This window comes from Nocardiopsis sp. NPDC049922 (assembly GCF_040660275.1).
Taxonomy (GTDB): domain Bacteria; phylum Actinomycetota; class Actinomycetes; order Streptosporangiales; family Streptosporangiaceae; genus Nocardiopsis.
The window spans coordinates 1-19641 of record NZ_JBFAME010000002.1; the positions used below are offsets into that span (position 1 = coordinate 1).

A 19641-nucleotide genomic window follows, 5' to 3' on the forward strand; every position below is an offset into this window, starting at 1 on the left:
CCCGCCAACCGCTATTACCCGGCGGGGGCGGGGGTTCCCGCCGGGTGTACGCCCGCCCGCCGCCCCCCCCCGCCGGGCCCCGGCCCCCCCCCGCCGCCCGCCGCCGCGCGAGACTAGCGCGGCGGCGGCCGTGTGTCGTGGAGGGGCGGGACGCGGGCGGCCCGCTCAGGCCGCGGCCAAGCCCCAGCGGCGCCGCAGCGAGCGGTCCGCCCAGGTGAAGAACACGTCGATCAGGATGCCGACGATCAGCACGATGACGACGTAGCTCAGCAGGCGCTCGGCGTCGTTGAGCTGACGGGCCTGACTCAGCGCCCAGCCGATGGAGTTCTGCTGGTTGATGATGACGAGCAGCTCACCGGCCATGAGCGACCGCCAGGCGAACGCCCATCCCTGCTTGAGCCCGCCGACGAACATCGGCAGCGCCGCGGGCACGATGAGCAGCCGGTACCGCTGGATCCCGCGCAGCCCCATGACCTGTCCGGCCCGCAGCAGCGACGGCGACACGTAGTCGATCCCCGAGACCAGTCCGCCCGCGATGGACGGCGCGGCGCCGAGGATGATCACGAACATGATCGCCGACTCGCTGATGCCGTACAGCAGCATCGCGAACGGGAACCACACGATGGACGGCATCGTCTGCAGGCCGGTGATCAGCGACCCGATGGCCACCCGCAGCGGGCGCACCTGGGCCACCGCCAGACCGACGATGACGCCGACCACCAGCGCCAGGGCGAAGCCCGTCAGGGCGCGCCGCATGGTGACGCCCACGGCCTCCCAGAACTCCGCGGTGGTGACCTCCTCGAACAGGACGGGCAGCACCCGGTCCGGGCCGGGGAAGACCCACTCCGACCGCCATCCGGACCACACGACCGCCTGCCAGGCGACGAGCACCACGGCCACGGCGGCGAGCTTGGGCCAGGCCGACGACCAGATCCGCCGCGCCACCTCGCCCGCGCCGCGCGGGTCGCGCTCCGGCTGGAGTTCGAGCGCGTCGAGGCCCTGGACCTGGCGGTCCCGGGTGTCGCTGTCAGGCATGGCGCGAGACCTCCTGGCGGAGTCGGTCGGTGATGACCGCGGCCTGCCCGGCGATCAGCGCCGAGTCGATCCGGCGGGGCCGCTCGCCCTCCACCGGGAACTCGTCGATCACCCGGCCGGGGCGGCTGGAGAGCAGGACGACCCGGTCGCCCAGGCGCACCGCCTCCCGGACGTTGTGCGTGACGAACAGGACGGTGAGTCGCCGCTCCTGCCAGATCCGCTCCAGTTCGTCGTGGAGGATGTCCCGGGTCATGGCGTCCAGGGCGCCGAACGGTTCGTCCATGAGCAGGACGTCGGCGTCCTGGGCCAGGGCGCGGGCCATGGCCACGCGCTGGCGCATGCCGCCCGAGAGCTCGTGGGGGCGCTTGCGAGCGAAGCCGGTGAGCCGGACCAGTTCCAGGAGTTCGGCGACGCGTTCGCGGCGCTCGGCGCGGGGCACGCCGTTGACCTTCATGGGGACCTCGATGTTGGCGCCCACGGTGAGCCACGGGAACAGCGCGGCCTCCTGGAACATCATCGCCACCCTGTGGCCCGCCGTGTCCACGTTCCCGGTGGTCGGGCGGTCCAGCCCGGCCACCAGGGAGAGCAGGGTGCTCTTCCCGCATCCGGAGGCGCCCACGATCGACAGGAACTCGTGCTGGCCGACGGAGACGGACATGCCGTCGATGGCGGTCACGGCGCCCGCGCCCGTCCCGAAGACCTTGGAGATCGTGTCGACCTCCACGGCGCTGACGCGCGTCGGGGTGTCGGTGATGGTGGTCATGGGCCTCATCAGCCTTCCAGCCCGGAGACCGGGTCGCGGCCGTCCTCGGCGAGGATGGCGTCGAGCGGGTCCAGGGCGTAGATTCCGGTCAGGTCGACGGGTTCGAGCAGGCCGGCGGCCTCGGCGCGCTCGGCTCCGGTGAACAGCGACGGGGCGACGGGGTCGACGGTGAAGGTGATCCGGTCGAACGCCGCGGAGGCGATCTCGTCCGGCAGCCGGGAGCCGGTGATCGCCTCCAGGTGGTCGCCCGCCACCCGCCGCGCCTCGTCGGGGTGGGCGTTGATCCAGTCGACGGTCGTCAGGTGGCCGCGCAGGAGGTCCTCGACCAGGTCGGGTTCGCGGTCGAGGAACTCGGAGCTGACCACCAGGTGGGCGGTGACGAAGGCGCCGCCGGTCTCGGTCCAGGTGTCGGCCTCGTCGACGAGCAGGTGGGCGTCGTCGCGGGTGAGCAGGCGGCTCAGGTGCGGTTCGGGCAGCCAGGCGCCGTCGATCTCGCCGAGGTCGAAGGCGTCCACGATCTCGGCGGGCGCCTGCGGCAGGATGGACAGGTCGCCGCCTCCGGCGGTGTCCACGTCCCAGCCCTGGTCGGCCGCGAACGAGCGCAGGGCCACGTCCTGGGTGTTGCCGAGCTGCGGACTGGCGACGGTGGCGCCGCGCAGGTCGTCGACGGTCTCGATGTCCCGGCGGGTGACCAGGCCCGCCCCGCCGGAGGCCGCCCCGGCGACGACGCGCAGCGCCTGCCCCTCGGACTGGGCCCAGCCGTTCACGGCGGGGTTGGGGCCGACGAAGGCGGCGTCGACCTCCCCGGAGAACACGGCGTTGATCGCGTCCGGGCCCGCGTTGAAGACCCGGGTGTCGAAGGCGACGCCGTCGCCGAGGGCGTCGCCGTAGGTTCCCCGCTCCACGCCGACCAGGGCCGGGGCGTGGGTGATGTTGGGGAAGTAGCCGAGCGTCAGGGAGGGCCCGTCGTCCTCCGCGAGCGCACCGCAGCCGGTGACGGCCAGGGCCAGAGCCGCGCAGGCCGCGAGCGCTCCCGTCGGGCGCGAGGGCGGTCGCATCTGAGGGCCCCTTTCCGGCCGCTGTCGAGGTCTGACGAAACTCTACTTAATAAGTAGGTTTTGTGGAACCCAGACACGAGAAGGGCCACGACGGCGGCGACCAGCGCGAACAGCCCGCGACGGCCACCCCGAACAGCCCACCCCTGAAGAAAACCGCAGGTCAGGCGCATGAGCGAGGACGACACCCCGAGTACGGACCACGCGCCGCACATCCCGGCCCGCCCATCGCACACACCGGCCGCCCGAACGTGATCCGCATCACACACCGTCGACTCCCCCGGAACACGAAATGAGGGTGGCGGAGCCGGGGAACTCCGCCACCCTCGCGGGGGGCACGGTGGGGCGCGACGCGCCCGTGGCCGTTACTCGGTGGCCGGGGCCGCGGACTCGACGACCGCGCCGTCGGCGTCGACCGGGAGGACGACACCCTGCCAGGTGCTCTCGATGTACTCCAGGACGCGCTCGTCGTGCAGGAGCTCGACCAGCTGGACGATCCGCTCGTCCTCGGCGTTCTCCGCCAGGGTCACCAGGCCGTTGGCGTAGGTCTGGACGTAGTCCTCGCCCTCGGGCTCCCAGGCCAGGACGTTGGCGTCCTCGGTCAGCCCGGCCTCGATCGCGTAGTTGCCGTTGACGATCGCGGCGTCCACGTCGGCGATCGAACGCGGGAGCTGGGCGGCCTCCAGCGGGGTGACGACGAGGTCCCGCGGGTTGTCGGTGATGTCGTTCTCGGTGGCGGTCTCACCGGCCTCCGGGTCGATGGCCACGAGCCCCTCCGCCTCGAGGATGCGCAGGGCGCGGTTGAGGTTGGCCGGGTCGTTGGGGACCGCGATCTCGGCGCCCTCGGGCAGGTCCTCGACGGACTCGACGTCCTGCGAGTACAGGCCGAGCCGCTCGATGTGCACGTCGGTGACGTAGGCGAACTCGGCGTCGGGGCCGTTCTCCTGCCACTCGGCGAGGAAGGCGCGGTGCTGGAAGTAGTTGGCGTCCAGCTCACCCTCGGCCAGGGCGGCGTTGGGGGTGTTGTAGTCCGAGATCTCCTCGATCCGCAGGTCCAGCCCGGCCTCCTCGGCGAGGTTCTCGTCGATGAAGGCGAGGATGTCGCCGTGCGGCACGGGGCTCACCCCGATCCGGAGCGCCCCGGCCTCGGCGGCCTCGCTGGCGGCCTGCTCGCTGGGAGCACCGCAGGCGGAGAGCGCCAGGGTGACGGCGGCGGCGCCGATGACGGTCGGGGTCATGCGCATGGTGCGCTCCTTCGTGATCGTGGGGTGGCGGACCGAGGAGGGGTCCGGGGCCGGTGGAGCTCCGGTCGCCCGTGCTGCCGGGACACCTGTGGGTGTGCCTGGAACGAGGCTATCCCACCCTTTTGGTAGGGAATTACGTTCCACCCAGCTCAGAAGGTGGGATGTCCCACACGAGGACGATCCGATGAAGCGTGCTCACCGCCGACCGCCGCAGCTCCGGTGGAAATGCCTGTCCTGCGGACTCGGCGTGTCCTAAGCTGACCGCGACCACCGACCCCCTGCGAGAACGGTGAGCATGAACGACACCAGACTCCGGCCGCTCGGCCGGTCCGACCTCCGCGTCTCCCGACTCTGCCTGGGCGGCAACGTCTTCGGGTGGACCGCCGACGAGGCGGCCTCGTTCCGGATCCTGGACGCCTACGTGGCGGCCGGAGGGACCATCGTCGACACGGCTGACTCCTACTCCGCGTGGGCCGAGGGCCACCGGGGCGGTGAGTCGGAGACCGTCATCGGCGCCTGGCTGGACCAGCGCGGGCGCCCCGACGACCTGGTCATCGCGACCAAGGTCAGCCAGCACCCCGAGTTCCGCGGCCTGTCCGGCGCCAACGTCCGCGCGGCGGCGCACGCCTCGCTCAAGCGGCTGGGCGTGGAGACCATCGACCTGTACTACGCGCACTTCGACGACCACGACACCCCGCTGGCCGAGAGCGCGGAGGCCTTCTCGTCCCTGGTCGACGAGGGCGTCATCCGCGCCATCGGGCTGTCCAACCACCGCCCCGACCGGATCCGGGAGTGGCTGGACGTCTGCGCGGACCGGGGACTGCACGCCCCGGTGTGCGTCCAGCCGCACTACAACCTGGTGGAGCGCGGCATCGAGGCGGACCTGGTCCCCCTCGCACGGGAGCGGGGCCTGGCCCTGCTGCCGTACTTCGGCCTGGCCAAGGGCTTCCTCACCGGCAAGTACCAGCCGGGCGGCGCCGACGTGGACAGTCCGCGCGCGGCCAGCGCCCGCTCCTACCTCGACCACCCGCGCGGCGAGCGCGTGCTGGCGGCCCTGGAGGAGGTCTCGGCCGAGCGCGGCGTGGCGTCGGCGGCCGTCGCCCTGGCGTGGCTGGCCGACCGTCCTGGCGTGACGTCGGCGATCGCGAGCGCGCGCGACCTGGCCCAGGTGCAGGACCTGCTCCCGGTCATCGGCCTGGAGCTGACCGGGGACGAGTCGGCGCGGCTGACGGAGGCGTCCGCCTGACCCGTCGTGCGGGGTCCACCGCGCGGCGGACCCCGTTCAGGCCGGTTCCGGCTCGGGCTCGGGCCCAGGCGGCTCGGGGATGGGACCCGGCGGCCTCGGCGGCTCCGGGGCGGGCGGAGGCGTCGGCACGGGCGTCGGAGGGAACGGCTCCGGCGGCATCGGGTCGGGATAGCGCGGGGCCGCGCCCCGAGAGCGTGTGATCATGGTCCGCCCTCCTCCCTGGACGTCAGGGCGGGGATGTAGGTCGGGCTACCCGCCGCGCGCGGCGCGGAAACGCGGCCGGAGTTTGCCCCCGGGGACACCGGGTACCCAAGGGGCCCATCTCCCGAGCGGGGGAGGGACCATGGAGTGGCCGACACTCGGATGGCTGATCGGCGTGTTGGCGGCACTGGCCGTCCCGGTCGTGCTGATCCTCCTCGTCATCGCGCTCCTCAGCCTCGAAGAGGCACGCGCGCGGCGGAACGTGCGCTCGCCGGACTGCTGGACCGAGGAGCCGGACGGACGGCGGTACCCGACCGGGTGGGAGGAGCCCGGGGAGCGGGACCGGTGGACCGGCCGCGGGGACGACGAACCCCCTCCGGACGACCGCGGCCCGCCCGGAACGTGACCGGAGCGGGTCAGGCGTTCTCCGCTCCCCGGGTGCGGGCGTGGTGCCGCGCGGCCTTGGCCCGGTTGCCGCACCCTGCCATGGAACACCAGCGGCGCGTGCCGTTCCTGGACGTGTCGAAGAAGTGCAGGACGCAGGCGGGGTTGGCGCACCCGCGGACGCGGTCCGGCGAGTCGAGCAGGTCGAGGTAGTCGGCGGCCGCGGTCCAGGCGGGGCCCCAGGAGGGATCGTCGAACTCGACGGTGACCGCCGGTGCGCCGTCACGCAGCGCCCTGCGCACCGCGCCGTGGCCGAGGACCTCGTTGAGCCGCGCGGCGGCCTCGGCGTCGGCGGGCGTGTCCACCAGCACGGCCAGGGCGTCGCGGGCGAACAGGGCCCGCTCCAGCGTGGTGGGGTCGGCGTCGAACCGCGCGTCCAGCCCCGCCTCACCGAGCCACTGACGCAACCCCTCCACTCCGTCGAGCAGGTCGTGGACGGTCGCGCCCTGCACCCAGCGCGTGTTGAGCAGGTCCATGGCGACCGGTTCGCCGACGAGCGGTCGCCGCCTGCTGACCGTCGAAGCCATCGTCCCCCACTCCGTGCGCCGTTGGTCCGCGTGCGCGGGACCGCCCGGATCGTACCAGGAAGCCGTCTAACCAGTAAACGCGATTTCAAGGGTTGCACATTCTGGACATAACCTCTAAAGTCTCTTTCGCCGGTTAGACAGACCGGGCGAACCCCTGAGCGGAGAGGTGTGCCATGGCACGCACCAGCCTGAAGACCGGACACGTGGGTCTGAACGTCACCGACATCACGCGGTCCCTGGACTTCTACGAACGCGTCCTCGGATTCGAGGTGATCGGCCGCGGCGAGGAGAAGGGCCGCGAGTTCGCCTTCCTCGGCCAGGACGGGCAGCTCGTGCTGACGCTGTGGCGGCAGAGCGCGGAGCGGTTCCGCGCGGACGTGGCGGGCCTGCACCACCTGTCCTTCCAGGTGGAGTCGGTCGACGAGGTCCGCGCCGCCGAGGCGCGGCTCCTGGAGGCGGCCGTCGAGTTCGCCTACGACGGCGTGGTCCCGCACGGCGAGGGCGCCTCCTCCGGCGGCGTGTTCTTCCACGACCCCGACGGCATCCGCCTGGAGATCTACGCCCCCACCGGCGCCGAGGACGCCAAGGCCCCCGTGGCCGCCGCCCCGACCTGCGGTTTCTTCTAGACGCTCGACATCCCACCCGCGCACGGCGCCCCGCCCCTCGGGGCGCCGTGCCCTCCACGCAAGGAAGGGGCGGCGACATGTCCACCTACCACCCGGGGGAGCGGGCGGTCCAGCACCGCAGCGGCCTGCCCGAGGCGGCCGACCACTCGGGCCGGTCGATCCGCGACTCCATCCCCGCCGTCGCCGCGCGGTTCCTCGCCGCGCAGCGCGTGTTCGTCCTGGGCGCGAGCGACGAACGCGGGCGCGTGTGGGCGTCGCTGCTGACCGGCGCGCCCGGGTTCCTCCGGACCGAGGACGACCACACCGTCGACATCGCCGCCGTGCCCCGGTCGGGCGACCCGCTGGCCGGGGTGTTCGACGACCGTCCCGTCCAGATCGGCGCGATCGCCCTCGACCCGGCCGCCCGGCGCCGCATGCGCGTCAACGGCACGGCGCACCGCGCCGGCTCCGCGGGCCTGCGCCTGACCGCCGACCAGGTCTACGCCAACTGCCCGAAGTACATCCAGCGGCGGACGTTGGAGCCCGCCGTCCCGACGGACGGCGACACCCCGCGCCGCGACGACCGGCTGAGCGCCGACCAGCAGCGGCTCCTGCGCCGGGCCGACACCTTCTTCGTGGCGACCGTCAGCGACACGGGAGCGGCCGACGCCAGTCACAGGGGCGGGAACCCCGGGTTCGTGACGGTCCACTCGCCACGGCTGCTCAGCTGGCCGGACTACGTCGGCAACGCCATGTTCATGACCCTGGGCAACCTCTGGTCCGACGGCCGCGCCGGACTGCTCGTCCCCGACTGGGCGACCGGTGACCTGCTCCAGATCACGGGCACGGCCCGGGTCCGCTGGGCGGACGACTCGCCCGGGGCCCAGCGGTCGGTCGAGTTCGCGGTGGCGGAGGTCCTCGCCACACCGCGCGCGGGGCTCCTGTCCCCCGGGGAGCCCGAGTACTCCCGCGCCAACCCGCCGGTCGCGGTCGCCGCTCCGAGCTGACCCGGACCCTCGAACCGGCCTCCGGTACGGTCGGGGCATGACTGTCCCGAGCCGCGCGGCCGACGTTCCCGCCCGGGGGGAGCACCCAGCGATCGACCTGGTCAACACCGTCTTCGTCCGGGGCGGCAGGCGCGGTCGCCTGGTCGACTCCCTCGCCGGCCCGGGGCGTCTGGGCGCGTGGCTCGACGAGCACGCCGCGGTGCTCGGCCTCAGCGCCCCCAGCACCGTGGACGAGGGCCCGGAGGGAGAACGGGCGCTCGCGTCCTTCGTGGCGCTGCGCGACGCCCTGCGCCGGATCGCCACGGCCGCGGTCGCGGGGACGGAGGCCGCCCCGGAGGACGTGGCCGCCGTGAACGGGGCCGCCCGCGCCACCGCCGACTGGGTCGAACTCCCGCCCGCCGGGTACGGGCCGCCCGTGCACCGCACCGACGCCGCCGACCCGGTCCGCGCCGCGCACTCCCGCGTCGCGCGGGCCGCCGTCGGCCTCCTCACCGGCCCCGACCGCGAACTCCTGCGCTCCTGCCCGGCCCCGGGCTGCGTCCGGTTCTACCTGCGCACCCATCCGCGTCGCGCGTGGTGTTCGACGGCGTGCGGCAACCGGGTGCGGGTGGCACGCCACGGGCGGGCGTCGGGCGGACCCCGACCGTCCGACCCGTCCCCGGGCAGGTGAAATCCGAGCAAACGTGCGCCAAGTCCTCATTTCCTCCGCTTCGCGCGCACACCCGAGTGTTTCGCTGGAGTGGCACGGAACGGCGGACGCGGAGGGGGCGCCATGGCGGACACGGACGAGCGGGATCCCGAGGCGGCGCCGTCACCCCCCGCACGGAGCGCCTGGGTCCCGTTGGGCGCGGCCACGGCGGTGGTGGCCCTGCTGGTCACCGTCTGGCCGGTGCTGAACGCGATCCTGCCCCGCACCGAGGCCGTCCGCTCCGGTCAGGCGATGCGGATCGGCGCCGCGGGCGGGTACGAGGCCGCGCTGACCTTCGACCGCGGCGGGTGGACGCTGCACCCCGACGCCAGCGCGGCCGACCGGACGTACCTGTTCACCCGGGGCCCGGTCGAGCTGACCGTCCGCTCCGTCGTCCCCCCGGAGGAGACGCCGCCCGGCGCCACCGACCTCTGGCAGGGGCTGGGCCGGATCGTGCGCACCGACGACCTCGGCGCGCACCTGGGCGACCCCGTCCCCGTGACCGCCGACGACGGGACACCCGGGCTGACGGGCCCCCTGCTCGGCCGCGAGGAGGGCGTGGCCGCCGTCTACCCCTCCCCCGACGGCGCGTTCGCCGTGGAGATGATCCTGGCCGGGGCGGACGCCACCCCGGCGGACCTGGCCTCGGTCGGGGACGTCGTGCGCTCGGTGGCGTTCACCGAGGAGGAGTCCGCATGAGCCACGCACCACGCGAGCCCCGCGACACGGCCCGCACCCGCGCGTTCCCCGGCCAGCGCCCGCCCGGCGCCCGGCTGCCCGCCCTCGTGGGCGCCGCCGTGTTCGCGCTGGCCTGCCTGGCGGGACTCGCCGTCCTGGTGGTCCAGCTCTCCGTGCGCGTCCTGGTCTTCCCGTGGGCGTCGGCGCTCTCCCTGGTGTTCGCGGTGGCGACGTTCGCGTTCGGGTTCTGGATCCTGCGCCAGATCCGACCGGTGCGCCCGCCCGACCCGACCGCCAGCGTGCTCGCCACGGTGTGGGGGCTGACCGCCGCCACGGGGACGGGGATCGTCGCCAACGGAGGTCTCAGCGGGCTCTGGAACAACGTCCTGGGGCTGGAGGCGACGGGTGTCTGGGGCGCGGCGCTGACCGCGCCGGTCAACGAGGAGCTGCTCAAGCTCGCGGGGATCGTCCTGGTCGCGGTCATCCTCCCGCACGCCCTGCGCGGCCCCGTCGACGGCTTCGTGCTCGGCGCCCTGGTCGGGCTCGGCTTCGAGGTCACGGAGAACCTCATCTACGGGTTCCAGGCCATCACCCAGTCCGGCGCCACCGCCCCGGCGCTGTCGGTCGTGACGACGACCGTCGTGCGCGTCGGCCTCACGGGTCTGGGGTCGCACTGGGCGATGTCGGCCGTGGCCGGGACCGCCGTCGGACTGCTGGCCGCCGCCGGTTGGCGGCCCGACCGGCGGCGCGCGGTCGGGGCGGCCCTGCTCGTGCTGCTCGCCGTCGCCCAGCACTGGCTGCTCGACTCGCCCCTCTTCGGTCAGGGGCTGGTCGCCGTGCTGGTGAAGGTCGCGCTCATCTTCGGCAGCACCATGGCCGTGTACGTCCTGGTGCGGCACGCCTACCGCCGCCGGGTGCGGCGCGCGCTCGCCGACGAGGGCGCGGCCGTGGGGATGCGGCGCTCGGCGGCCGTCGCCCTGGCCACGCGCCAGGGTCGGCGCCGGGCCGCCCAGGCCGTCGCGCGCCCCGAACAGCCCGCCGTGGTGGACCGCCAGGAGCGGATCCTGGCGGCCGCCGAGGAGCGGGCCGCACGCCACGAGGCGTGAGAGCCGCTGCTAGGGGCGCATCCACCGGTGCAGCAGGGTGCCGTCCTGTTCGACCACCAGCCGGGGCACCAGCGTCCGGTCCACGCCCGCCCCCGAGGTCACGCGCTGCTGCACGCCCGCCGCCAGCAGCGGGACCACGGTCAGGCACAGTTCGTCGAGCGCGTCGGCCGCGGCCACGTCCCTGAGCAGGCGGGGGCCGCCCTCGCACAGGATCCGCGACAGGCCGCGGGCGTGCAGCGCGTCGACGGCCGCGGGCAGGTCGACGGCGTCCCCGCCGACCACGATCACCCGGTCGGGGCCCAGGACGCGGCGCGCCCGGTCGAGCGCCTCCTCTCCCGCGCCCGCGCAGGTGACCAGGAGGGCGTCGCCGTGGTCGGGTTCGTCGGCGGCGAGCAGCGGCGGCACCTGGGCCGCCCCGCTGACCACGGCCGTCACCGGGCTGGTCGGCCGCCCCTCGGCCGCGGCGCGCTCCCGGAAGCCCGCCGACCGCGCGGGGGTGCGCCGGTAGCCCTCGGTGCGGGCCGTCCCCGCGCCGACCAGGATCACGTCGGCCAGGTCGCGCAGGAGCGTGTAGACGACGAGGTCGGCGTCGGTGTTGATGGAGCCGGTCCTGCCGTCGTTGCCCGCGGCGGCGCCGTCCAGGGTCGCCACCATGTTCGCCCGCACCCACGGACGCCCGGTCACGTCGGGGTAGGCGTAGAGCCGTTCCAGGGCGTCGGGGCCCAGGGGGTCGCCGGGGCCGGCCACGCCGGGCGCGACGTCGTTCAGGAGGAGGCGCACGACCACACCGCCACGAAGTAGGTGACGCCGAAGGGGGCGTCGGCGTACAGGAGCTCCGATCCGACGCTGGTCCCGCCCAGCGCCACGGCCGCGGCCATCACCTGGAACGCGGCGCGCCCGGACACCCGCTGGGCGACGGCCTGGTCCACGTCCAGGTCGGCCAGCGCGCCGGTGTCGCCGTCCGCCAGGGCCCGGCGCACGACCTCGTCGACGTCGACCGGGGCGGTGTCCAGGTGCCCGGGGGCGTACACCCCCCAGCGGGCGCCGCCGTCGCCCATGACCAGCAGGCCGACGCGGTCGGCCCGCCCGGCGACCGCCCGGGCGACGCGGTCGACCTCCTCCGGCGGGGCGTCCCAGGCGACGGTGGCCGTCTCGACGGGGACGTCGGCGCCAACCGCGTCGAACAGGCGCCGCGCGACGCCCAGGCTCAGCGGGAGGAGCCCGGTGTCCCCGGTCGGCTCGGCCCCGCCCGCGGCGAGCGCCCGTGCGTCCCCGCCGTAGACGCGTACCGGGACCCGTCCCGCCACCCGGTCACGGGAGGTGTCGGCGCCGCCCACGACGACGACCACGTCCAGCCCGGGGACGGCCAGCAGGGCGGCCACCGCCGACTCGCAGACCCCGCGCAGGTCGGCCGCGGGGTCCTGGGCGCCGGTGAGCTCCCGCAGCAGCAGGGGCGGGTGCGGGCACACCGCGGTCGCGACGATCACGCGTTCCTCCTCACGCCAGTCCCCGCACCGTCCGGGCCGGAGGCGTCACGCCCCGGATGGCGGAGACCATGTCGAGCACCTGTCGGGTCGGGGTGACCTCGTGGACCCGGTAGACCCGGGCCCCGTGCCAGGCGCACACGGCGGTCGCGGCGAGGGTGCCGGTCAGCCGCTCCCCCACCGGAAGGTCGAGGGTCTCGCCGACGAAGTCCTTGTTGGAGAGCGCGACCAGCACCGGCCACCCGGTGGCGGTCATCTCGTCGAGCCTGCGGGTGAGCTCCAACGAGTGCCAGGTGTTCTTGTTGAAGTCGTGCGCCGGGTCGATGAGCACCGAGCGCGGGTCCACGCCCAGCGCCACGGCGCGCTCGGCGAGCGCCGCGGTCTCGTCGATCGCGGCGCGCACGACGTCGTCGTAGGAGGGGCGCAGGGGGCCGGTCCGGGGGGTGAGTCCGCCGGTGTGGGTGCACACCAGGCCCACGCCGAACTCGGCGGCGACCTCGGCCAGCTCGGGGTCGTGGCCGCCCCAGGCGTCGTTGAGCAGGTCGGCCCCGGCCTCGCAGACGGCGCGGCCCACCGACGCGCGCCAGGTGTCGACGCTGATGACCAGGTCGGGGAACTCAGCGCGGACGGCCGCCACGAAATCCACCGTGCGGCGCTTCTCCTCCTCGGCGTCGACCTCGTCGCCGGGCCCGGCCTTGACCCCGCCGATGTCGACGATGTCGGCGCCCTCGGCCACGACCGCGCGCACGCGCTCGAACGCGGGCGCGTCGTCCCAGGTGGCGCCGTTGTCGTAGAAGGAGTCCCGGGTCCGGTTCACGATCGCCATGACCAGTGTCGAGTCCGGACCGTACTCCCGACCCCGCAGTCTCAGCACCCGCCGACCACCTCTCCCGGGACGCGCGTCCCCCCGCGGTGTTCGAGTCTCATGTCGTTCCATGCCCTCCCAGCGGCCCACCCTAGGGCACGGTCGGACCGGCGGCGGCCCGGGACGGTCGGGCCCGCGCTCGGCGTCGGTCATGTCGCCCCCTCCGACGGCAGGTTACGTTGGTGGTATGCGCACGCGGACCGCCGCCCCGGTGTGGGCGCTCGCGGCGTCGGTCGTGCGCTGGTACGAGGAGCCGTCGCTGCTGCGGCGGTTCGGCGCCGAGTACGAGGCCTACCGCGCGTCCGTGCCCGCCTGGGTCCCGCGGACGCGTCCCTGGGCCCCCGAGGGGTGACCGGTCGGTGAGCAGGCGGAGGACGCGGACGGGACGACGGGCCGGGAACCGGTGGCCTCGTCGGGATCGGGTCTGGGGCCACGCTCGGGCCCGCAGGCGCAGGCGGAGGCTGGTGCGGACCTCGGCGCGCGGACGGTGAGCGAGGTCAGGGCGACCCCGCCCACCAGGAGCGCGGCCGCGGCCCAGCTCAGCGGGGTGAACTCCTCCCCCAGCAGCAGCGCCGACGAGGCCATGCCGAACACCGGCACCAGGAGCGAGAACGGCGCCACCGCCGACGCGTCGTAGCGGCCGAGCAGGAACCCCCAGGCGCCGAAGCCGAACACCGTGGCGATCCAGGCCACGAAGACGATCGTGCCCACTCCCGCCGGGTCCAGCCCCCGCAGCGCCGCCAGGCCCGCCTCGGGACCCTCGACGAGGAGGGAGAGCGCGAACAGCGGCAGCGGCGGCACGAGGCTGACCCAGACCATCCAGCTCAGGGCGTCCGGCGGAGCGGCGCGGCGGGTGACGACGTTGGCCAGGCCCCAGAACGCGGCGGCGCCCACGACCATGAGGAACGCGGTCATCGGCCCCGAGGCGCCCTGGTCGTAGGCGGCCACCCCGATCCCGCCCAGCGCCACCGCCATCCCCGCGTAGCGCCACGGCCCCAACCGTTCCCGCAGGAACACCACGGCCAGCAGCGCGGTGAACACGGCCTGGACCTGCAGCACCAGCGAGGTGAGCCCGGCGGGCATGCCCAGGTGCATCCCGGTGAAGACGAGGCCGAACTTCGCCACCCCCAGCAGCAGCCCCACCAGGACGATCCACCTGAGCGCGACACCGGGGCGGCGCACGAGGAACACCGCCGGGACCGCCGCCACGAGGAAGCGCAGGGCGGAGAACAGCAGTGGCGGGAAGTGGTCGAGGCCGACCTCGATGACGACGAAGTTGAGCCCCCACACGGCCGCGACGAGCACGGCGAGGGCGCTGTGAACGGGACGCATGGATCCGATGATGCCGACGCCGTGGATTCAGCACCAGCGAAGATTCCTGCACGGTTGGATTCAGCGTTGCTACATTGTCCGCGTACTCCCGCGAGAAGGTGGTCCCGTGCTCGACCTGTCCAGGCTCCGCGCCCTGCACGCCGTGCGCGTCCACGGCTCCGTCGGCGCCGCGGCCGAGGCGCTCGGCTACACCCCGTCGGCCGTCTCCCAGCAGGTGGCCAAGCTCGAACGCGAGACCGGCGCCACCCTCCTGGAGCGGCGGGGGCGCGGGGTCGTGCTCACCGACGCCGCGGACCTGCTCGTGGACACGGCGGCCCGCGTCCTGTCCCTGGTGGAGGAGGCCGAGGTCGCCCTGGAGGAGCGGCGCGGCAGGCCCAGCGGAAGGCTGACCGTGGCCGCGTTCGCCACCGCCGCCCGGGGGCTGCTCCCCGGTGTGCTGGCGGAGCTGGCCGCGGCCCATCCCGCGCTCGATCCGCGGCTGATCGAGGAGGACCCGCACGCCACCCCGCGCATGGTCGCCCAGGGGGTCGTGGACCTGGCCGTGGTGCACGACTGGGACATCGCGCCGATGTCCGTCCCGGAGGGGGTGACCCGGCTCGGCATCGGGCGGGACGTGTGCGACGTCCTGCTGCCCCCGGCCCACCCGCTCGTGGACCGCCCCGTCCTGAGCCGCGAGGACGTCGCCACCGCCCGCTGGATCTGCCAGCCGCCGGGGACGGTGTGCCACGACTGGCTCATGCGCACCCTGCGCGCGGCGGGGGTGGAGCCTGACGTCGCGCACCTGGTGGGCGAGTTCCGGACCCAGATCGCCTTGGTCGAGGCCGGGCTGGGCATCGCCATGGTCCCGCGTCTGGGCCGGGGCGCCCTCCCCGACTCCGTGGTGGTGCGGCCGTTGGACCCCGCCCCGGTCCGCGGCGTGTCCGTGCTGTGGCGGGAGGGCACGTCGCGCCGACCCGCCGTCGCCGAGGCGGTCCGCGTCCTCAGGGAGCACGCCCGGGCGCTGTGACCGCACCCGGGCGCCAGAAGTGCGGTTCGCCGGTGACCGGGGCGGCCGCTCGGGGCCGCCCCGGAGGGGGGTCAGTCCGCCCGTCCGCCGGGCACGCCTCCACCCATCGCCTCGACCACGATCGCGGCGGCGTCGGCGATCAGCGCGTCGTCGCGTTCGGCGTCCTCGACGTCACGGCTGCTCATCACCGCCAGGACGATCGGGTCGCCCTTCGGCGGCCAGAGCACCGCGATGTCGTTGCGGCCGCCGTACCCGGCCGAGCCGGTCTTGTCGCCGACCGTCCAGTCGTCGGGGACGCCGGCCCGGATCACGGTGTCGCCCGTGAGGTTGCGCCGGAGCAGGTCGACGAGGATCTCCCGCCGGTCCTCCGGCAGGACGTCCCCGAGGGTGTACGCGCGCAGGGTGGTGGCCATGGCGCGCGGCGTGCTGGTGTCGCGGACGTCGCCCGGCACGGCCTCGTTGAGGTCGGGTTCCACGCGGTCGACGTGCGTGACCTCGTCGCCGATCTCCCGGAGCTCCTCCTGGAGGCCGCTCGGTCCGCCCAGCTCGTCGAAGAGCAGGTTGGCGGCGGTGTTGTCGCTGTGGCGGACGGCGGCGTCGCAGACCTCCAGCAGGGTCAGCCCGGTCCCGAGGTTCTCCTCCGCGACCGGGGCGTACTCCTGCAGGTCCTCCTCCGAGTAGGTGATGACCCGCTCCAGATCCTCGTCCGAACTGCGCCGCAGCACCGCGGCGGCCGAGAACGCCTTGTGCGTGGAGGCGTAGGCGAACCGGTCGTCGGCGTTGTGCGCGAGCGTCTCCTCGGTCCCGGTGTCGACCGCGAAGACGCCGAGCCGGGCGTCGTACCGCTCCTCCAGGGCGGCGAACCGCTCCGCGTACTCCTCCGAGGCCGACGGCGCGGACGAGGGCGACGCGGAGCTCTGGGGGGCGGCCTCGCCGGTCGTCGCGCAGCCGACCAGCGGGACGAGGGCCAACGCGGCGACCGCCGCGGTGCCGGCGATACGAGACAGGTGATGCGACATGGCGTGTGCGCCTTCCTTCCCCGATGGTGGGGTGTGCCGATGGGCCGGGCCCCGCCGCCGACCGGCGGCGTCCGGATGGGGCGTGCGTGCCGCGCGCACACGCACACCCCCGCCGGAGGGCCCGTACGCCGAATCCTCACCCAGACCGGGTCATGCTGTCCAAGACGCGAACGACGGTTTCCATGCGATGTCGGCATACTGTGTGGCCATGGACCTCGTCGGTGCCTGCCGGGCGTTCGTCAGCGTGAGCGACCGCGGTAGCTTCACCCTCGGCGCGGCGGCGGCACGCGTCCCCCAGCCCGTCGCCAGCCGCCGGATCGCCGCCCTGGAACGGCACCTGGGGGCGCGACTGTTCGACCGGTCGGCCCGCGGCGCCGCCCTGACCCAGTTCGGCCGGGACATGCTGCCGTCGGCCCGACGCCTGGTCGAACTGGCCGAGGCGATGGAGCACGACGCGGAGCGCGCCCGGCTGGCCCCCGTCCGGCTGGCCGTCCCCGACCTGTGCGCCACCCGGGACCTCGCCCGGCTGGACGCGGCGGCCCGCCGCGGGGGGCTGCACCTGGACTTCCACCCGGCGCCCCCGGAGCGGAGGGCGGAGCTGCTGCGCACCCAGCAGGTGCGCGCGGCGGTCACCGAGGTACCCGAGGACGAGGCGCGGTGGACGGTGCCCCTAGGTCTGGCGGGCGCCGAGGAGCCACGCGCCAGGACGGTCCACCTGGAATCGCTGCGTGCGGGGCGGGCGGACCGGACGCCGCCCCGGCGGGTGTGGATCCAGCCCGAGGACGACGTGCCGCACCTGCGCGACCGGATCCTGCGCGTGCGCGACACGGTCGGGCTGCGTCCGGCGCAGGTCACGGTCGCCTCGGCGCTGACCGCGGCCGCGGCGGAGGTGTTCGGGTCGCGCGACCTCCTCCTGTGCTCGCGCGCCCAGGCGGCCGAGCTGGGGCTGCACTGGCGGCCGGTCGGGGGACCGCGGCTCGTGCGCGGCTACGAGCTGCGTGCCGTGACGGGGGACGAGGCGGCGCGGATCCGCCAGACCCTGGGCGAGGACATCGCGCGCTGCCTGGGCGCCCGAGCGACGGAGGAGGACGGCGGATGAGCGACACGGCCCTGGTGCGGGAGTTGCGCGGGGAGCTCGACGAGGGCGGCCTGCGCGGATCGTTCCTGGTCCGGGACCTGGCCGACGGACGGGAGATCGGGATCGAGCCCGACCTGGAGTATCCCGTGTCCTCCGTGGTCAAGGTGCCCCTGGCCATCGCCGTTCTGGAGCTGGTCCGGCGGGGCGGGCTCGACGGCGCGGAACCCGTGGATGTCCGCCCCGAGGACGCGGGCGTCGCGGGGCCGTTCGGGCTCAGCCGGTTCCGGCACCCGGTTCGGATCTCCGTCGAGGACCTGATCTACCTCAGTCTCTGCCTGAGCGACAACAAGGCGGCCAACCTGCTGTTCGAGAGGGTGCCGCCCGCGGAGGTGGCCCGCGTGCTGCGGGAGTTCGGGATCGGCGGCGTCACCGTGCGGCACGCGATCCGCGAGCTCCGGGAGACGCCCGAGGACCACCTGGACCCGGCGGACGCCCACCTCGCCCACGCGCTGGCGATCAGGGCGGGCACCGCCGGGCGCGGCCACCCGGTCCCCCAGCTCGACGTCACCCGGACCAACGCCGCGTCCGCGCGGGCGTGCGTCGACCTGCTCGCGGCGCTGTGGACGCCGTCGACGGTCCCGGCCGAGGTGGCCGCGCACGTACGGGAGTTGATGGGCGCCAACGTGCTGCGGCACCGGTTGGCGCCCGACTTCTCCTCCGACTCCACGCGGTGGTCCTCCAAGACGGGAACGCTCCTCCACCTGCGCCACGAGATCGGCGTCGTGGAGCACGAGGACGGCCAGGCGTTCGCCGTGGCCGCCCTCACCGAGTCCGAGGTGTCGGCGGTCGTGCAGCCCGAGGCCGACGCGCTCATGGCGCGGGTGGCCCGCGCGCTGCGCGACCACCTGCGCGGCGGGGAGTCGGCGCCCCGGACCTACAGCACGGTCGCCCAGTAGGTCCAGAACGCCTGGCCGACCGCGCCGACGATCGCCAGCGCCCACACCGTGAGCACGACCGTGTGGTTGCGTGCCAGGACCTCCGCCGCGGGCCGGACCCCGGTCGGCACCGGCAGGTGGCCGGAGCGCGTGTTGTGCAGGGTCACGTACCAGAACAGCGGGACGGTCACCGCCCACACCACCATGCAGTACGGGCACAGGGCGCCGATCCGGTACAGGCTCTGGAAGATCAGCCAGTGCACGAAGACGACCCCGAACACCACCCCGGCCTGGAGCCCCAGCCAGAACCAGCGGCGCGGCTCCGCGCCCGCCAGGAGCGCGGCGCCGACGGTCGTGACCACGGCGAAGCAGGCGACGCCGACGATCGGGTTCGGGACGCCGAAGGCCTCGGCCTGCGGGGTGGCCATGACGGTGCCGCAGGAGAGGACGGGGTTGATACTGCACGAGGGGACGTGCCCGGGGTCGGCGAGCACGCGGATCCTCTCCACGAGCAGGGCCGCCGAGGCGGCGAGCCCGACGGCGCCGCCCAGGGTGAGCAGCCACGGCAGGGCCCGGCTGATGACGGTGACCCCGGAGCCGGGCGCGCTCATCCCGCCAGCTCCGCGTCGATCATCGCGGAGAGCACGTCGCGGCCGGGCATGCTCGGGGCGAGCCGCCCGTTGACGAAGATGGTCGGGGTGCCCTGGACGCCGAGGGCGACGCCGTCCTCGAAGTCCGACCGCACGCGGTCCCGGGTCTCGTCGGACTCCATGGTCCGGCGGAACTCGTCCATGTCCAGGCCCAGGTCCTCCGCGAAGCCGACGAACACCTCCGCCCGCGACTCCTGGGACTCACCCCACTCGGCCTGGGTCTCGTACATCCGGGCGTACATCTCCTCCAGGGCGCCCTGCTGGGCGGCGGCCTCCACCGCGGCGGCGGCCGGTTCGGAGTTGGTGTGCCCGGGCAGCGGGAAGTAGCGGATCACCACGTTGATCCGGCCGTCGTAGTCCTCGCGGATCCGTTCCATGGTGGGGAACTGGGCGCGGCAGGCCTCGCACTCGAAGTCGAGGAACTCCACGACCGTGACGGGGGACTCCTCCACCCGGTCGAGGTAGCGGCTGTCCTCGCGCACCAGCAGTTCGGCCGGTGCGGTGGGAACGGAGGTGGGATCGGCGCCGACGGGGTCGGCGGCCGGGGCGTCGGCGTCGCGGTCGTCGAGGAAGGCCAGGAGGCCGATGCCGAGGGCGGCGACGAGGATCAGGGCGAGGGTGATGCCGAGGTTTTTGCTCATGCGAATGTCCTGGGGTCAGGGGGCGTGCGCGG

General features: G+C 74.5%; 23 protein-coding genes. 11 read left to right on the top strand and 12 right to left on the bottom strand.

The genetic code is table 11. The features are described 5' to 3' along the window. Positions 1 to 165: 165 nt before the first annotated feature. The 4 genes from AB0I72_RS04165 to AB0I72_RS04180 all read right to left on the bottom strand — a co-directional run bounded on the left by AB0I72_RS04165 (position 166) and on the right by AB0I72_RS04180 (position 4097). Positions 166 to 1035, bottom strand: coding sequence for an ABC transporter permease subunit (locus AB0I72_RS04165; RefSeq protein WP_358562833.1), 870 nt, complete (start codon positions 1033 to 1035; stop codon positions 166 to 168). After that, positions 1028 to 1798 carry an ABC transporter ATP-binding protein gene (locus tag AB0I72_RS04170; protein ID WP_358562835.1) on the bottom strand — a complete coding sequence of 257 codons (771 nt, stop codon included), beginning with the start codon at positions 1796 to 1798 and terminating at the stop codon, positions 1028 to 1030. The genes AB0I72_RS04165 and AB0I72_RS04170 overlap by 8 nt, the downstream gene beginning before the upstream one ends. A gap of 8 nt (positions 1799 to 1806) precedes the next feature. Continuing rightward, the gene (locus AB0I72_RS04175) at positions 1807 to 2856 is read right to left on the bottom strand and encodes an ABC transporter substrate-binding protein (protein WP_358562837.1); all 1050 of its coding nucleotides are present in this window, start codon (positions 2854 to 2856) and stop codon (positions 1807 to 1809) included. 362 nt (positions 2857 to 3218) lie between these two features. Further along, positions 3219 to 4097 (bottom strand): MetQ/NlpA family ABC transporter substrate-binding protein, encoded by an 879-nt coding sequence (locus AB0I72_RS04180; RefSeq protein WP_358562839.1) that lies wholly within the window; start codon positions 4095 to 4097, stop codon positions 3219 to 3221. Positions 4098 to 4392: 295 nt separating this feature from the next. On the opposite strand from AB0I72_RS04180, the gene AB0I72_RS04185 reads away from it, so the two are divergent. Together AB0I72_RS04185 and AB0I72_RS04190 are read left to right on the top strand one after the other, a co-directional pair. Continuing rightward, positions 4393 to 5343 carry an aldo/keto reductase gene (locus AB0I72_RS04185; RefSeq protein WP_358562841.1) on the top strand — a complete coding sequence of 317 codons (951 nt, stop codon included), beginning with the start codon at positions 4393 to 4395 and terminating at the stop codon, positions 5341 to 5343. Positions 5344 to 5686: 343 nt separating this feature from the next. Continuing rightward, complete coding sequence (locus AB0I72_RS04190; protein WP_358562843.1) at positions 5687 to 5950, top strand: hypothetical protein; 264 nt, start codon at positions 5687 to 5689, stop codon at positions 5948 to 5950. Positions 5951 to 5960: 10 nt separating this feature from the next. On the opposite strand, the gene AB0I72_RS04195 is transcribed toward AB0I72_RS04190, so the two are convergent. Next, positions 5961 to 6515 carry a CGNR zinc finger domain-containing protein gene (locus tag AB0I72_RS04195; protein ID WP_358562845.1) on the bottom strand — a complete coding sequence of 185 codons (555 nt, stop codon included), beginning with the start codon at positions 6513 to 6515 and terminating at the stop codon, positions 5961 to 5963. 173 nt (positions 6516 to 6688) lie between these two features. Between AB0I72_RS04195 and AB0I72_RS04200 the strand changes: the two genes are divergently transcribed. The 5 genes from AB0I72_RS04200 to AB0I72_RS04220 all read left to right on the top strand — a co-directional run bounded on the left by AB0I72_RS04200 (position 6689) and on the right by AB0I72_RS04220 (position 10599). Further along, on the top strand, positions 6689 to 7141 hold the full coding sequence (locus AB0I72_RS04200; RefSeq protein ID WP_358562847.1) for a VOC family protein: 453 nt from the start codon (positions 6689 to 6691) through the stop codon (positions 7139 to 7141). A gap of 77 nt (positions 7142 to 7218) precedes the next feature. After that, positions 7219 to 8127, top strand: a complete 909-nt coding sequence (locus AB0I72_RS04205; RefSeq protein WP_358562849.1) for a pyridoxamine 5'-phosphate oxidase family protein — start codon at positions 7219 to 7221, stop codon at positions 8125 to 8127. Between the two features lie 37 nt (positions 8128 to 8164). Further along, the gene (locus AB0I72_RS04210) at positions 8165 to 8797 is read left to right on the top strand and encodes an ABATE domain-containing protein (protein ID WP_358562851.1); all 633 of its coding nucleotides are present in this window, start codon (positions 8165 to 8167) and stop codon (positions 8795 to 8797) included. A 102-nt stretch (positions 8798 to 8899) separates the two neighbouring features. Next, positions 8900 to 9514, top strand: coding sequence for a hypothetical protein (locus tag AB0I72_RS04215; RefSeq protein WP_358562853.1), 615 nt, complete (start codon positions 8900 to 8902; stop codon positions 9512 to 9514). Continuing rightward, complete coding sequence (locus AB0I72_RS04220; RefSeq protein WP_358562855.1) at positions 9511 to 10599, top strand: PrsW family glutamic-type intramembrane protease; 1089 nt, start codon at positions 9511 to 9513, stop codon at positions 10597 to 10599. Before AB0I72_RS04215 ends, AB0I72_RS04220 begins: the two co-directional genes overlap by 4 nt. A 9-nt stretch (positions 10600 to 10608) precedes the next feature. Here the strand turns inward: AB0I72_RS04220 and AB0I72_RS04225 are convergent, their stop codons facing one another. From AB0I72_RS04225 to folP, 3 genes are read right to left on the bottom strand one after another with little or no spacing between them, the layout of a single operon-like run. Beyond that, positions 10609 to 11385 carry a pyrimidine reductase family protein gene (locus tag AB0I72_RS04225; RefSeq protein WP_358562857.1) on the bottom strand — a complete coding sequence of 259 codons (777 nt, stop codon included), beginning with the start codon at positions 11383 to 11385 and terminating at the stop codon, positions 10609 to 10611. After that, positions 11364 to 12086 (bottom strand): hypothetical protein, encoded by a 723-nt coding sequence (locus AB0I72_RS04230; RefSeq protein WP_358562859.1) that lies wholly within the window; start codon positions 12084 to 12086, stop codon positions 11364 to 11366. Before AB0I72_RS04230 ends, AB0I72_RS04225 begins: the two co-directional genes overlap by 22 nt. 10 nt (positions 12087 to 12096) lie before the next feature. Beyond that, complete coding sequence (gene folP, locus AB0I72_RS04235; RefSeq protein WP_358562861.1) at positions 12097 to 12957, bottom strand: dihydropteroate synthase; 861 nt, start codon at positions 12955 to 12957, stop codon at positions 12097 to 12099. 178 nt (positions 12958 to 13135) lie between these two features. Here folP and AB0I72_RS04240 point away from each other — a divergent pair, with 178 nt between their 5' ends. Beyond that, entirely contained in the window at positions 13136 to 13300 is a 165-nt protein-coding gene (locus tag AB0I72_RS04240; RefSeq protein WP_358562863.1) for a hypothetical protein, read from the top strand. On the opposite strand, the gene AB0I72_RS04245 is transcribed toward AB0I72_RS04240, so the two are convergent. Next, positions 13240 to 14280 (bottom strand): EamA family transporter, encoded by a 1041-nt coding sequence (locus tag AB0I72_RS04245; RefSeq protein WP_358562865.1) that lies wholly within the window; start codon positions 14278 to 14280, stop codon positions 13240 to 13242. The genes AB0I72_RS04240 and AB0I72_RS04245 overlap by 61 nt on opposite strands. 106 nt (positions 14281 to 14386) lie before the next feature. Here AB0I72_RS04245 and AB0I72_RS04250 point away from each other — a divergent pair, with 106 nt between their 5' ends. Then, entirely contained in the window at positions 14387 to 15286 is a 900-nt protein-coding gene (locus AB0I72_RS04250) for a LysR family transcriptional regulator (RefSeq protein WP_358562867.1), read from the top strand. Positions 15287 to 15357: 71 nt separating this feature from the next. Here AB0I72_RS04250 and bla read toward each other — a convergent pair whose 3' ends face one another. After that, positions 15358 to 16305 carry a class A beta-lactamase gene (bla, locus tag AB0I72_RS04255; RefSeq protein ID WP_358562869.1) on the bottom strand — a complete coding sequence of 316 codons (948 nt, stop codon included), beginning with the start codon at positions 16303 to 16305 and terminating at the stop codon, positions 15358 to 15360. A gap of 208 nt (positions 16306 to 16513) precedes the next feature. Here bla and AB0I72_RS04260 point away from each other — a divergent pair, with 208 nt between their 5' ends. Together AB0I72_RS04260 and AB0I72_RS04265 are read left to right on the top strand one after the other, a co-directional pair. Further along, positions 16514 to 17404 carry a LysR family transcriptional regulator gene (locus AB0I72_RS04260; RefSeq protein WP_358562871.1) on the top strand — a complete coding sequence of 297 codons (891 nt, stop codon included), beginning with the start codon at positions 16514 to 16516 and terminating at the stop codon, positions 17402 to 17404. Continuing rightward, positions 17401 to 18339, top strand: coding sequence for a serine hydrolase (locus tag AB0I72_RS04265; RefSeq protein ID WP_358562873.1), 939 nt, complete (start codon positions 17401 to 17403; stop codon positions 18337 to 18339). The genes AB0I72_RS04260 and AB0I72_RS04265 overlap by 4 nt, the downstream gene beginning before the upstream one ends. On the opposite strand, the gene AB0I72_RS04270 is transcribed toward AB0I72_RS04265, so the two are convergent. Both AB0I72_RS04270 and AB0I72_RS04275 read right to left on the bottom strand, forming a co-directional pair. Next, entirely contained in the window at positions 18318 to 18929 is a 612-nt protein-coding gene (locus AB0I72_RS04270) for a vitamin K epoxide reductase family protein (RefSeq protein WP_358562875.1), read from the bottom strand. The genes AB0I72_RS04265 and AB0I72_RS04270 overlap by 22 nt on opposite strands. After that, a complete protein-coding gene (locus AB0I72_RS04275; protein WP_358562877.1) occupies positions 18926 to 19609 on the bottom strand; it encodes a thioredoxin domain-containing protein in 684 nt (227 codons plus the stop codon). The genes AB0I72_RS04270 and AB0I72_RS04275 overlap by 4 nt, the downstream gene beginning before the upstream one ends. Positions 19610 to 19641 lie beyond the last annotated feature (32 nt).